10 protein-coding genes are annotated in these 13,747 nt (G+C 49.1%); 8 read left to right on the forward strand and 2 right to left on the reverse strand.

Annotated features, from left to right (window positions below):
• Positions 1–416 precede the first annotated feature (416 nt).
• Genes HPT30_RS26060 through HPT30_RS26070 form a run of 3 tightly spaced genes read left to right on the forward strand, consistent with a single transcriptional unit; the run spans position 417 to position 4,381 of the window.
• Positions 417–2,177, forward strand: a complete 1,761-nt coding sequence (locus HPT30_RS26060) for an ABC transporter ATP-binding protein (protein ID WP_175374203.1) — start codon at positions 417–419, stop codon at positions 2,175–2,177.
• A 4-nt stretch (positions 2,178–2,181) separates the two neighbouring features.
• The gene (locus HPT30_RS26065) at positions 2,182–4,041 is read left to right on the forward strand and encodes an ABC transporter ATP-binding protein (RefSeq protein ID WP_175374204.1); all 1,860 of its coding nucleotides are present in this window, start codon (positions 2,182–2,184) and stop codon (positions 4,039–4,041) included.
• A gap of 58 nt (positions 4,042–4,099) precedes the next feature.
• Positions 4,100–4,381 carry a hypothetical protein gene (locus HPT30_RS26070; RefSeq protein WP_175374205.1) on the forward strand — a complete coding sequence of 94 codons (282 nt, stop codon included), beginning with the start codon at positions 4,100–4,102 and terminating at the stop codon, positions 4,379–4,381.
• A gap of 769 nt (positions 4,382–5,150) precedes the next feature.
• Here HPT30_RS26070 and HPT30_RS26075 read toward each other — a convergent pair.
• Both HPT30_RS26075 and HPT30_RS26080 read right to left on the reverse strand, forming a co-directional pair.
• Positions 5,151–5,399, reverse strand: a complete 249-nt coding sequence (locus HPT30_RS26075; protein WP_175374206.1) for a DUF7667 family protein — start codon at positions 5,397–5,399, stop codon at positions 5,151–5,153.
• Between the two features lie 374 nt (positions 5,400–5,773).
• A complete protein-coding gene (locus tag HPT30_RS26080; protein WP_175374207.1) occupies positions 5,774–6,811 on the reverse strand; it encodes an HD-GYP domain-containing protein in 1,038 nt (345 codons plus the stop codon).
• A gap of 432 nt (positions 6,812–7,243) precedes the next feature.
• Between HPT30_RS26080 and HPT30_RS26085 the strand changes: the two genes are divergently transcribed.
• The 5 genes from HPT30_RS26085 to HPT30_RS26105 all read left to right on the forward strand — a co-directional run bounded on the left by HPT30_RS26085 (position 7,244) and on the right by HPT30_RS26105 (position 13,669).
• Complete coding sequence (locus HPT30_RS26085; RefSeq protein WP_175374208.1) at positions 7,244–8,683, forward strand: bifunctional metallophosphatase/5'-nucleotidase; 1,440 nt, start codon at positions 7,244–7,246, stop codon at positions 8,681–8,683.
• Positions 8,684–8,773: 90 nt separating this feature from the next.
• A complete protein-coding gene (locus HPT30_RS26090) occupies positions 8,774–9,601 on the forward strand; it encodes an undecaprenyl-diphosphate phosphatase (RefSeq protein ID WP_175374209.1) in 828 nt (275 codons plus the stop codon).
• A 198-nt stretch (positions 9,602–9,799) separates the two neighbouring features.
• Positions 9,800–10,876, forward strand: a complete 1,077-nt coding sequence (locus tag HPT30_RS26095) for an HD-GYP domain-containing protein (RefSeq protein ID WP_175374210.1) — start codon at positions 9,800–9,802, stop codon at positions 10,874–10,876.
• A gap of 282 nt (positions 10,877–11,158) precedes the next feature.
• The gene (yfkAB, locus tag HPT30_RS26100; RefSeq protein WP_246317455.1) at positions 11,159–12,298 is read left to right on the forward strand and encodes a radical SAM/CxCxxxxC motif protein YfkAB; all 1,140 of its coding nucleotides are present in this window, start codon (positions 11,159–11,161) and stop codon (positions 12,296–12,298) included.
• An 18-nt stretch (positions 12,299–12,316) separates the two neighbouring features.
• Positions 12,317–13,669, forward strand: coding sequence for a hemolysin family protein (locus HPT30_RS26105; protein ID WP_175374211.1), 1,353 nt, complete (start codon positions 12,317–12,319; stop codon positions 13,667–13,669).
• Positions 13,670–13,747: the final 78 nt, after the last annotated feature.

Below are 13,747 nucleotides of genomic sequence, written 5' to 3' on the forward strand. Positions count from 1 at the left end.
GGTATGGGTTCATGATCGAGTATATCTTAGGGTGACGTGGTTCCGCTACATGCTGTTCTTTTACTTGGAAGGAAGATGAAGAATCTTACATTTTTCAGCTAGTAAATCCCACTATGTAAAGAGGAGAGAAGGAGATGTCGACGGGAAGTCCATGTGCTAAGAATTTCGCTTATTCTTAATTCAACAGTATTCAAGAGGAAATGGAAGCATTTAAAGACATAGGCGACCTTTTCCTTTATGAAAATGTCATTTTCATTGCAAATAACGGGTTATACGGTCGATTCTCCCCTTTGCTGCATTAAAACATGGATGATAAACTGCATAAAGTCACTAAAATGGAAGCGCTAAAAAATACTTGTGAAGCCGGCTTAAGAATGATAGCCAGCTACGCTGCGTAAAGCGTAAGGAGGAGAGACATGGATGTTCTCAGGCAACTGCGGGGCTTTTATCGGGAGAAACTGCACTTATTGATTCTTTCGATTGTATGCTTGGCTGCCGCAACTGCAGTGGGGCTTATAACCCCGAATTTGTTAAGAAGGTTGATTGACGATGTTATTGTTCCAATGAAATTCACCGAGGTGCCTGTGTTGGCTCTCACCGTGCTGGTTGTTGTAATTGTAAAAGCATGCCTGCAATTTGCACACGGATTCTTTGGCGGGCGTCTCGGAAATTTCCTGGCGTATCGTCTACGCAATGCCTGCTATGAAAAACTGCAATTCCTGTCGTTCCGTTATTATGATACGGCGAAGACAGGCGACCTGATGTCCCGGCTGACCGGGGACCTGGAAGCAATCCGGATGTTCATCGGCTTCGGATTCGCTCAGCTGCTTAACGTATTTTTCATGGTATTATTCGGTTCCATCATGATGTTCTCGATCAATTGGCAGCTGACGCTGATCACCTTGATCACGATGCCGTTCCTGGCTATCGTCGCCCTTAAATTTGAGTCCAAAATCCACCCTGCTTTTCAGGAGATGCGCCTGGCGCTAAGCTCTTTGACCACAGCGGTTCAAGAGAACGTTACGGGTGTGCGGACAGTCAAATCTTTTGCCAGAGAAGCCCATGAGGTCGAAAAGTTCTCGCACCGGAATGAACGGTACAAGGACAATCAGATTTTTGCCGCAGTGCTGTGGAGTAAATACTTCCCGGCGATGGAGCTGCTGGCATCGGTCAGCGTGGCGATCCTGCTCGGAGTAGGCGGCACACTGGTCATTCATGAGAAAATGTCACTGGGTGAGCTGGTTGCATTCTTCAGTTTGATCTGGTATATCATTGGTCCGGTATGGGGTCTGGGCTTCCATATCAACAACTATACGCAGTCCAAGGCTTCGGGGGAGCGCGTACTTGAAGTGCTGAACCAGAAGATCGATGTCAAGGACAGTGAAACCGCCCGGGAGCTTGTTCATAACGAAGTCAGAGGCGATGTAGCGTTTAATCATGTTACCTTTGCATACGGCAATAAGATGCCAGCGGTTACGGATATTGATTTTGAAGCTAAAGCGGGGTCTGTCATCGGCTTCCTTGGGGGCACTGGCTCCGGGAAATCGACGATTACCCAACTGATGATGCGCGCTTATGACGTGAACGAAGGTCATATTACGTTGGATGGGGTGGATATCCGGGAATATAGTGTCCACAGCCTGCGATCCCAGATCGCTACCGTGTTCCAGGAGACGTTCCTATTCTCCTCTTCCATCCGCAATAACATTGCCTATGGCCTGAAAAATGTGAGCATGGAAGAAATTATCCGTGCAGCACAGCTGGCGAAAGCACATGATTTCATCATGGAAATGCCTGAGGGCTATGATACCGTGGTCGGGGAGCGGGGAATGGGCCTCTCCGGCGGTCAGAAGCAGCGGATCGCTATCGCCAGAGCATTGCTCAAGAATCCGCGGATTCTCATTCTTGACGATGCGACAAGCGCCGTCGATATGGAGACTGAGCATGAGATTCAGAGTGGCTTCCAAGAGGTTATGCGTGGACGCACTACGCTGATTATTGCCCACCGGATTTCCTCCCTGCGACATGCTGACCAGATCATCGTGATGAACGAGGGACATGTGCAGCAACGGGGAACCCATAAAGAGTTAATCGAGGTGCCTGGACCTTACCAGGATGTGTACCGGATTCAATATGCAGATTACCTCGCTAAAGTAACCGAAGGAAAGGAGGCGTAAAGTGATGGAACCTCAAGTCAACCCGGGTGCAGGAGCCACTACAAAGAAAAAAACGGCACCTGAACAAACGCTGGACGAACGGTTCGTCTACAAAGACGACGATATTATTGACAAGGCATTCGACTGGAAGCAGTTCACACGGCTGTTTAGCTACATGAAGCCTTATGCCAGGCAAATGCTACCGCTTGTACTGGTGATGATGGTACTGGGAACCGTCACCAAGCTTACGGTGCCGTTCCTGACCAGTATGGCGATAGACAAGGCGATCGCACCCAAGACAGGAAGTCCAAGCTTGACGCTCCTTTACACCCTTACGGCGAGCGTGGTGGTCCTGTATCTGATTCAATGGATTGCCGGAATTTACCGGATCAAATTCACCAATATCATTGGGCAAAGAGTAATTTATGACCTGCGCTCAGACCTGTTCCGACACATCCAGAAGCTGTCCTTTAACTTCTTCGACAAGCGCCCGGCAGGTTCAGTGCTGGTACGGGTTACGAATGACATCAATTCCTTGCAGGACCTGTTCACCAACGGGGTCGTCAACCTGATGATCGACTGTGTGCAGCTTGTCGGAATTATGGTCATCTTGCTTTTCATCAATTGGAAGCTCGGCCTTGCGGTAATGGTTACTGTACCGATTATGTTCTTTGTCTCCACCAAGCTGCGGCAGAAGATTCGTATTGCCTGGCAGGATGTACGGATGAAGAACTCACGGATCAATTCTCACTTGAATGAATCCATTCAGGGGATCAGAGTGACTCAGGCGTATACGCAAGAGCAAGAGAACATGAAATACTTCGATGCAATGAATAGCGAAAGTAAGAAATCATGGGATAAAGCCTCGGCGATGAACCAGGCATTCGGTCCAATTATCGAGATCACTGGTGGCTTCGGTACCCTGATTCTGTTCTGGCTTGGTGCTTATCTGATCCAGTCGGGTGAACTGACTGTTGGTTTCCTGGTGGCTTTCAGTACTTATGTCAGCAACTTCTGGGATCCGATCAATCGTCTGGGCCAAATGTACAACCAGCTTCTGGTGGCTATGGCCTCCTCGGAGCGGATCTTTGAATATCTGGACGAAAAGCCTAACGTATCCGATAAGCCGGGTGCGACTCCGCTGCCAACCATTCAAGGTGATATCAAGTTTGAAAAGGTCATCTTTGAATATGAGAAGGGGCGGGCGGCCCTCAAAGGTATTGATCTTGATGTCAAAGCCGGACAGTCCATTGCGCTAGTGGGCCATACCGGTTCGGGTAAAAGTACTATCATCAACCTGATTGGCCGCTTCTATGATATCACCAGCGGTAAAATCACGATCGATGGAAAAGATATCCGTGATGTCACCCTGGACAGCCTGCGCGGACAGATCGGAACCGTGCTACAGGACACCTTCATCTTCTCGGGAACGATCCGCGATAACATCCGTTTCGGACGATTGGATGCTACGGATCAGGAAGTGGAGGAGGCCGCTAAAGCGGTGGATGCCCATGATTTTATTACTAAACTGCCTGGCGGGTACGATACAGAGGTCGAAGAACGGGGTAGTGCGCTGTCCATGGGTCAGCGTCAGCTGTTGTCCTTTGCCAGAGCGCTGCTAGCGGACCCACGGATTCTGATCTTGGATGAAGCTACAGCGAGTATCGATACAGAGACCGAGCTCAAGATTCAGGAAGCTCTTAAAACCCTGCTGCAAGGCCGGACCTCCTTTATCGTCGCTCACCGATTGTCCACCATCCGCCACGCTGACAAGATCGTGGTACTGGATCACGGCGAGATCAAGGAAGAGGGCAACCACAGCGAGCTGACTGCTCGTGACGGTGTCTACAACGGATTGATCGAAGCACAGTTCCGGTTCCTGTAGGTGCCTAGGTAGCAAGCAACTGAAGAACGCTTTTAACGGCAAGTGGATAAATCGATTCATGCAACAGAAGAGCTCAGAAGAAGAACTCAAAAGAATAACTCAAAAGATGACATTAAAAGATGACATTAAAAGAAGCCTCCAGCTCCACTTTATTGTGGCGTTGGGGGCTTTTTTGGTTAGGACGCTGGTAATGTGGAACAGGATGGAAGTATCTTGCTGTTCGTTTTCAGGATCAAAGGAGAAAACAGTGGTTCGGGGGAGTGAAGCCGCTGCGGGTCGGGGGTTCTTCCGATCGCTGTTAAAGCCCGATTTTTTGATTGTAAAAGGAATTAGAGGTTGAAATCGGGCTTTAAAGGCGACCACTACCGTTTCTCCAGAGTCCCCCGACCCTCCACTCTACTCATGCATGTGATCAACTTCAAAACCTAAACAGTTATCCGCTGATCCTTTTCAGGTGGATGCTATTAAATCTACATGCTATCGTATCAACGTATCGAATTTTTTCTCCAAATAGAACGCAAAGTAGCTTACAAAGCCAAGTAAAAAAGAGAGCGTATACATGAAGTCTCGAAGTGTAATTAACGGCATTTTTGTACCTTAAATCCTCTGAAGCTAAGGGTTAGAGGAGATTAAGTGCAATATTGTACCTTAATTGTTCCAGAATCCCCCATCCAGCGTGCTTTTCCGAAAAATAAGATACAATAATGCCCTTATTTCCCTCATTTGCCTATATTCAAGAAAAATAAGGTACAAAAATGCCGTTAGTTGGGGCGGTGGCCTTCTTTTTTTACTGTTAAGACGACTGGTGAAGGGGAATTTACCGTTTCTATTGACAACGCTGGTTTTGAACAGCTCTGGATATAGGTCTTGCAGTCAACAACTATGATCGGGGGCTGCTTTCCTATTGGAAAGCTTTTAGGCGAGCGCAGTGCACCTGCAGTTCTCCAAACTTTTACGTTCGCTCATCTTTGTTGTTTGTTCATCCTTGTTGTTTGTTCATTTTTGTTGCTTGTCATTTTTTTGTTCTGCTTATATATTTTCCTTTTCGCTCATGCTTCAGTTCAATTTATCTAGGACATTAACTGTGCTGCTTTCTCTAAGATGCTGCCTTACTTACGACGTTTAGAAATCCGGCCAGAGGTGCGCAGCTCAACCATCTGTGCGCCGATGTTCTGCTGCCAGCCGATATCTTGCGTTCGCGCCGCCAGCATGGCTTCATTGTTCAGCCGGGCCATCTCCCAGCAGTAAGTTGCATTCGCTTGCAAGCAGTGCTGCTGCTCCAGCTCTTCAGATTCAGTTAGCTTCCGCTGGCGGCTCAGTGAATACAGCTCGGCAAGGCGCCCGTGAATCGGCAGCATAGGCTTCATCCTTTCAGGTTAGACTGATCAACGTTTTACTCTATTGATCAGTCTAACCGATTGCCCCCGGCCATAAACTTGGCCGTCTCTATAACAGCCCCGCCTCCGCAAGAGAATCGCGGAGGCCACGAAAAAAGCCGCCCCCCGGGTTTCATTACCCGGGGGACGGCCTGCGCCGTAAAGCTTTGAGCAGTCTTGTATCTTGCGGAGCAAGACAGGGACTGCTCAAGGGCGAGCACACCCACCCTCAAAAACATCTGTCCGCAGACGCCCCGTCATTCCGCCAAGCACGCTGTTCCTTCGGGTGTCCAGAGGGCGGCGCCCTTGGGGCCCTCCCTTAGGAAGGGAGGGTTTGGGAGGGATGGCGACCGCCCCTAGGTGTAGATCTCCACAATCGACACACTCCGCTCACGGGACAGGTCGAGGAATTTATGATCGACCTGCACCAGTGGACGGAACACATCCATGGGGTTGTTCATGACGATGACGCCCATGTCACCGGTGTTAAGAAGGACGCGCTTGCCGATGAAATTCGGCATCAAATGCTGGATAAAGGCATGAACAGTCTTGCCGTTCAGCTTGCCGAAGCTGAGGTTATGTAATTCGTGCAGTACCGAGATAAGTTCTCGCTTGGACTGATAGACTCTGGGTGAAGTCATGGCACTATACACGTCAGCCACAGCGGCAATCTGTGCATAGGGATGAATCTCCGATTTGGTTAAATTGGCAGGATAGCCGGAGCCGTCTTCCCGTTCATGGTGCTGGAGAGCAACCAGTGCAGCGGTAGGGTCGTCCATGGAATTGCGGATAATTTCGTAACCGTATGTAGTATGTCGCTTCACTTCTTCGAATTCTTCGAGTGTTAGCTTCCCCGGCTTGTTCAGCACATCGGGTGAGATTCGGCATTTACCGATATCGATCAGATAACCAGCCCGGCTGATCTCATAGCATTCCTGCTTGGAATAACCGAGCCAAGTTGCAATATAATAGGAAAGCATACCTACCTGAAGGGAATGATTATAGGTATATTCATCCTCCCGGTCCAGCAGCAGAAGGAGGGTTACCACGTCTTTATGCTTGTCCAGGGATTGCAGGGTTGGCTGAAGAACATCGTCTACCACGGATGGGTTAAAGCTGCCTTTGGTTAACGCTTCTAAATAAAGGGACTCGAAACCGTCGATCATAGTATCAAAGCTTGCCGTAACGGTTTGAATAACGGACGGTTTATGCGGCGGGGAGAGTGTTTCTTCCAGGGATTCGATATCAATGTAATCAATACCGTGTTGTAACAGCTTGGATATTTCATCCATGCGCAACTGGGTTCCCTTGGACAATACATGAAGTCCGCGGGCGTTGAAGGTGTCTGTTCCGAGGTAATCCCCCGGCTTAACATCCATGACGTGTACTCTCAATGCCTATGCCACCTTATGTGTCAATTTTTCTCAGCATAGCAAGAAAAGGACAAACATTCAATGGTTAACGATTAATATTCACAATCTTCAGATAGGCACCGAACTTTCGGCATATTCTGACTATAGCTAAGTGGATGATTACAACAATTTCTCTAAGGATATATTGTGGGTTTTAAGGCCTATATAATGCATGATTGCGAACTAACGCGGTATTTAAAAGGAGAAGGGGAGGCACAGCCATCCTCTTGATTCTGGTTCAAAGAGGGGTACAGAAACGCAGGCCTCGCAGCACTTGCAGGCCTTGGTATAATGGTTTTGTAAGTACTGAAATATACCATATTGAGCTTGGAAATGTTATGCTAAACTCTGAAAGAACAAGCGCCTTAAGCTTCCAAAAAAGGTGGCCTTACACAGGTGGGAAGGATGTTATTGATGAAGCCTATATCAGAGCGACTGACAATACTTCATACTAATGATATACATAGTCATTTCGACATGATGAGCCCACTTGCGGCAGTCATTGCTGAGCAAAGGGCCGCAGCAGGCGATGAACCACTTTTGTTGCTGGATATTGGCGACCATATGGATCGAGCGGCTATAGAGACAGAAGGAACGATGGGACAGGCGAACATTGATATTCTGAATCTGACGGGATACGATGCGGTCACCATTGGTAATAATGAGGGGCTTACCTTCACAGCCGAGATGCTCTCTGCGGTATTCTCCGGACTTCAATGTCCGGTAGTATGCTGCAACTTTGTAGAGACTGCGACTGGAGAGCCGCCGCACTGGATGAAGCGCCATGTTATTCTGGAGCGGGAAGGCATCCGCATAGGCGTGACTGGAGCGACAGCGGCTTTTGCTTCATTCTATGCGCTGCTGGGCTGGGATGCACTAGACCCGGAAGAGGCGCTTCGTAAGGAATGCAGTCTGCTGGCTCCACAGGTAGACATTCTGATCGTGCTGTCTCATCTGGGTCTGCCTACAGATCAGCGGCTGGCAGAGAACCTGGAGGGCGTTCATGCCATTCTGGGTGGACACACTCACCATTTGCTGGAGCGTCCACAGATTATTGCTGGTACTGCCGTCTGCGGCGCCGGCAAGTTTGGTAATTATTTGGGCAGGCTTGTTTTTGAACGACAGGAGCCGGATCTTGGTTTCAGACTCGTAGAGGGAGAATGCCTCGCCGTTTCCCCTGAGCTAAGGGAGGAACGGGTTCATTCCGCGGCCGTCACCCATCTGGAACGGGGAAGAGAAGCTTTGCATGAATCGGTGGCCATTACAGACCGAGAGCTTCCGGTTGACTATCAGGGGGAATCCCCATTCGGTAATTTTCTTGCTCAGGCTGTGCGCAGATTTACCGGCGCCAAAATAGCGATTGTCAATACAGGACAGCTTCTGGGACCATTGCCAGAGGGGGATATTTCACTGGGTATGCTGCACGGACTGTGTCCTTCGCCGATCAATCCTAGCATAGTGAAGCTTAAAGGGCGGGATATCCGCATAGCTCTGGAGCAAAGTTTGACAGAAGAATTCCGTAATAAAGCTATCTTCGGCTATGGTTTCCGGGGCAAACAGCTGGGCAGTCTTGCAGTGGATGGCTTAAATATCTTGTACGATTCACTTGTTTTGCCGTATGATAACGATATTGCAGTTTTTGTCGAAGGGCAGCCTCTGGAAGATGACCTGGAGTATGAGGTTGGGACGCTGGATATGTTCACTTTCCGGATCGGATATGAGACGCTCGCCAATGGCAAGGATGCGGTGTATCTTCTTCCGCATTTCCTCCGTGATCTGCTGCGGATGGAGCTGCAGCGGCCGGGCAGTCTTGAGGAGAGTTTCATTTCCCGTTGGAACAAGGGTACTACATAAGGTAAAACCTGAATAACGGCTGAGCCGGATGATTTTTAAAAATAACAAAGTTGTACCCGATATTCATTCCGCCACAAACAGGAGGATTGTATGGACACTATTACAGCCATTATTTTGGCCATTGTTGAAGGAATCACGGAGTTTATCCCTGTATCCTCCACAGGTCATATGATCTTGACGGCCAAGCTGATGGGTTTTGCCGAGCAGGAATCGATAATGAAGACCTATGAGATTGTCATTCAATTAGGTGCTATTCTGGCGATCGCGCTGGTCTACCGTCATCGGGTGCTTAACCTGCTGGGAATCGGGCGCAGTCGGAGTCATCGGGGAGGCGTGATGCCGCAGTCCCGTCTTAATCTGATCCATGTGATCCTGGGGATTGCGCCGGCCTTGGCCGTGGCTTTTTTCGCACGTGACTTCATCAAGGGCCTCTTCGGAGCCAGTACGGTGCTCTGGGCGCTAGTAGCCGGAGGGATCTTAATGATTGTTGCCGAGTGGGTCAACCGTCGCAAGATCCGTATTACCGCGCATGAGCTGGATGATCTGTCCTATGGACAGGCGCTAGCCATTGGCTTGTACCAGATTATCTCTGTATTATGGCCAGGCTTTTCGCGCTCAGGCTCCACAATTTCGGGGGGGATGCTCAGCGGGGTCAGCTATAAGGCCTCAGCCGATTTCTCTTTTCTGATCGCGATTCCGATTATGTGTGCGGCTTCCGGGTATGAGCTTTTGGATGCTTACCGCGATTTTACCAGTGAGACCATTGGTTACTTTATCATTGGCTTCCTGATTTCATTCGTAGTGGCTTACCTTGTAGTTATTCTGTTCATGCGATGGATTCAAAAGATCAGATTGACACATTTTGCGATTTACCGCTTTATTTTAGCCGCTGTTTTCTGGCTATTTATCATGCGTTAATCATTTCCAAGATTCCATCGGTACAGCGGTACCCGGCTATGGTTGTTTCCTGAAGGTGTATCTAAGGAAGCGTTGTCCGAGGCAAACCGATGTAGGTGTGCTTGCCTGTTCTCCAAAGGTAACGGTATAGACACGGTGTGAGACCCAAAGTTTTTAAGCAGAATAGCAATCTACCGTTAAAGGCAGGAGTGAACCAGAGTGCGTTTAGTATCCGTCAGCCGGCTTCAACCGGGCATGAGGCTGGGCAAAAAAATTTATAGCGATGAAGGCATGATTCTGCTTTCCGACGGCGTAGAGCTTACCGATTCACTGATCAAACGCCTCGGCAGAATCGACATCGGCTATGTATATGTGCAAGATTCCCTCACTGAAGATGTAGTGATCGAGGGAATGCTGCAGGATGAGACGCGCAACCAGGCGCTCAAGGTTATTAAGACACAATTTCAGGACATGTCTGGTGCTTCCGGCATTACCAAAGGCTTTTATCATCTGGATAAAAAATTCTCGGGCGTGATGGATTCGATTCTGGACGAAATGTCTGCCCAGGAGACGCCTATGATCATGCTGCTGGAAATGCATACAGCGGATAATTATCTTTATGTCCACTCGTTAAATGTCTGCCTCTATACACTTGTTATGGCTATCGCTCACGGTTATAGTAAAGCGGAACTGCGAGTCATTGGTCTCGGTGCGTTGCTGCACGATATCGGCAAGACACAAATTCCAGTTAAAATCGTTCAAAAACCTGGCAAGCTGACGGATGAAGAGTTCCGGCAGATGCAGGCCCATACCGAAATCGGCTACCGGATTCTTAAGGACGAGCCGAACATTCCGTTGCTGTCCGCCCACTGTGCGCTGCAGCACCATGAACGGATTGACGGTTCCGGCTACCCCCGCGGACTCAAGGGAGCGGAAATTCATGAATACGCCAAATGGATTGGCGTAGCCGATTCCTATGATGCGATGACCTCCAGTCGTGTCTACAAAAAAGCGATGCTCCCCCATCAGGCGGTAGAGGCGCTCTATGTAGGCTCCGGCACGTTGTATGAGCAACGGCAGCTTGAATTGTTCCGGGACCGTGTGGCAATCTATCCACTGGGGCTTACAGTGAAGCTCAGCACGGGTCAGAGCGGAGTTGTGGTCAAAATTGACTCCACCACACCACACCGTCCGGTGGTTCGTATCCTTACCGGCCCCGAAGGAGAGCCAGTGGCTCCGTTCGAGATGGACCTCGCCGTGATGCTTTCTGTAGTTATTGTGGATGTAGCCAATTAAGGGTGCCTGCTGGCACCGCTTCATAGACTTCTCAATGAGGCAATTTCAGCCTCTCAGGCATGCAGCGAGATCGATACACGGGTGGGCACGCAAGGTGCACATGGCCCGGATATCTTTTCGCTGCATGCTGTTTTTTTCAGAAAATATCAGTAAATAGCAAGCAAGAGCAACTCAAAAGTGCAGTTTTTTCGTTCTTCGTGGTATGATATAGGATAATAATCCGTTCATACGGATGATTTTTAGGTTAATAATAAGGAATAAGCTTTAAAGGAGCTATCACAAATGAATGTTATAAGACCAATGTCATTATCCCCGCAGAAGGAGTTATCCCCGAGCTATGACCCTTGGGATCCCATCACTTCCCTGCGGCAGTACGGGCGGCATGTACTGACCAGTGTGGAGATGACGGTTACGAATTTATGTAATATGCGGTGTGAGCACTGCGCCGTTGGTGACAGCCTCACCATGAAAGAAAGGGAGATGCTGCCCCTTAAGAATATGCTTGATCGGCTAGAAGAAGTCGAGCACCTGCAGACGATCAGCATTACCGGCGGAGAGCCGATGTTCCGCGCTTCCACCGTAGACAATATGATTGTCCCGCTGCTCAAGTATGCCAAGGAGCGGGGAATCCGCTCGCAAATCAATTCCAATCTAACCATGCCATATTCCCGTTATGAGAAGCTGCTTCCTTATCTGGACGTAATGCATATCTCTTTCAACTATGTTAATGGTGATGATTTTCATGAAGTTGGCTTTGCGAACAGCGGCCATCCTGTAGCGAAGGAAGCGGCTTACCGCTTGTACGATACGATGATCGAGAACTCCCGCAGACTCAGTGATGACGGCATGCTCATCTCTGCGGAATCCATGATTAACTATCGGACGCATACCAAGCTGCCGGAGATTCACCGGCTGATCGGCGATATGGGAGCAAAACGCCATGAGGTGCATCCAATGTACGCTTCAAGCTTTGCCTCCGCGCTTCCGGTTCTGTCGCTTAAGGATATGCAGGCTGCTATTCATGATCTGCTGGACCACCGTGATCCCGAGATGTGGATGCTGTTTGGTACGCTTCCATTCTTCGCCTGCAGCTTCCTGGAAGAAGACCAGAAGCTCCTGAAGCGACTGCGTTCCGAGAAGAATGTTACGCTTCGCAATGATCCGGACGGACGCAACCGTGTGAATGTAAACATGTTCACCGGCGATGTATTCGTTACGGATTTTGCAGATATCGCAGCGTTTGGCAACATCAGCAGCAACAAGCTGGATGATATTTTTACAGACTGGCAGACCCAGCACCCGCTTAACCAAGAAGTGAACTGTCACTGTGATGCAGCTAGCTGCTGCGGACCGAATCTTCTGGTAGCGGATATGTATTATCCGGGTGTTGATTTCAAATCAAGAAAAGCGATCAATCTGTAGAAATGAGGCGTTGTTATTGTGCATACGGAATTTGAAGTAGGGAGATTGCTGCTTAATCTTTTGCTTGTTCTGGTGCTCGTATTATTAAATGGCATTTTCGTCGCGGCAGAGTTCTCACTGGTGAAGGTCAGGCAGTCACGCCTGACCCAGCTGGTTAGTGAGGGCAACAAGATGGCTGGATATGCGCTAAAAGTAAACAAGAAGCTGGACGCTTATCTGTCTGCGACCCAATTCGGGATTACACTTGCCTCGCTCGGTCTCGGCTGGGTAGGAGAGCCCGCCATTTCGGAGCTGCTGGTAGAGCCTCTGATGTTCAAGCTTGGGGTCACAGATCCTACACTGATCTCTACCGTATCTTTGGTGCTTGGCTTCTCCATCATTACTTTCTTACATATTGTGCTTGGTGAACTTGCTCCCAAGTCATTAGCGATTCAAAAAACAGAAGGCTCAGCACTGCTCTTGTCCGCACCGCTGATGTTCTTTTATAATCTATTCCTGCCGTTCATCTGGGTGCTTAACGCATCCGCGAATGGTCTGCTTCGTTTGATCGGGGTGGAGCCTGCCAGTGAGGCAGAGGCCGCGCATTCGGAGGAAGAAATACGTATTCTCATGAATCAGAGTGCCAAGAGTGGCGTTATTGATAAAGATGAGATGAAGCTTATGGATAATATCTTCGAGTTCTCCGACCTGCTGGCCCGTGAGGTTATGCTGCCGCGTACCGACATGGATGTGTTATACAGTAACCTTTCCCTGGAAGAGAATATGCGTATTATTACGGAAACCAAGCATTCGCGTTACCCGGTAGCGATGGAGGATAAAGACCGGATTATTGGCTTTATTCACATTACCGACCTACTATTCGCACCGCTGGAACAGCAGAATGATTTGACTACATTAGTCCGCCCGATTCCGAACGTGCCAGAGTCGATGGAGATCAGTCATGTGCTGCGGCTGATGCAGAAGAACAAGATTCAGATGACGCTTGTCGTCGACGAATACGGCGGGACCGCGGGGCTATTGACTGCGGAAGAGATTCTGGAAGAGATCGTCGGGGATCTGCACGACGAGTTCGAGGATGAACGTCCTAGCGTGGAGCGGAATGGAGAGTACATTTCAGTCGCAGGCCGTATGCTTATCGAGGATGTCAACGATTTGACCGGTGTAGTCATTGAAGATGATGAAGTGGATTCCATCGGCGGCTGGTTGTTCAAAGAGCTGGAAGGCAATCCTTCCAAAGGCAAGCGCGTCGTTGTCGGCGAGGTCGTCTTTGAGGTCGAAGAGTCTACCCGGCTGCGGATTACCCGGATTAACATTCACCGTGAGGCACCTGCGAAGGATGAAGAGGAATCTTCTGAAGCGGATGAGAAGTAAGTATGGATTTGAAGAAAAGAAACGAGTACTAACCATAGTTCAGTTATAAACGAAGCCTTTTCCTTTCGCGTAATGTAT

Origin of the sequence: Paenibacillus agri, assembly GCF_013359945.1 — a bacterium.
Classification (GTDB): Bacteria; Bacillota; Bacilli; order Paenibacillales; family Paenibacillaceae; genus Paenibacillus_AQ; species Paenibacillus_AQ agri.

Coding starts and splice junctions, on each gene's coding strand:
- HPT30_RS26060 (WP_175374203.1), top strand. CDS start 417: ATGGATGTTCTCAGGCAACTGCGGGGCTTTTATCGGGAGAAACTGCAC.
- HPT30_RS26065 (WP_175374204.1), top strand. CDS start 2,182: ATGGAACCTCAAGTCAACCCGGGTGCAGGAGCCACTACAAAGAAAAAA.
- HPT30_RS26070 (WP_175374205.1), top strand. CDS start 4,100: ATGCAACAGAAGAGCTCAGAAGAAGAACTCAAAAGAATAACTCAAAAG.
- HPT30_RS26075 (WP_175374206.1), bottom strand. CDS start 5,399: ATGCTGCCGATTCACGGGCGCCTTGCCGAGCTGTATTCACTGAGCCGC.
- HPT30_RS26085 (WP_175374208.1), top strand. CDS start 7,244: ATGAAGCCTATATCAGAGCGACTGACAATACTTCATACTAATGATATA.
- HPT30_RS26090 (WP_175374209.1), top strand. CDS start 8,774: ATGGACACTATTACAGCCATTATTTTGGCCATTGTTGAAGGAATCACG.
- yfkAB (WP_246317455.1), top strand. CDS start 11,159: ATGAATGTTATAAGACCAATGTCATTATCCCCGCAGAAGGAGTTATCC.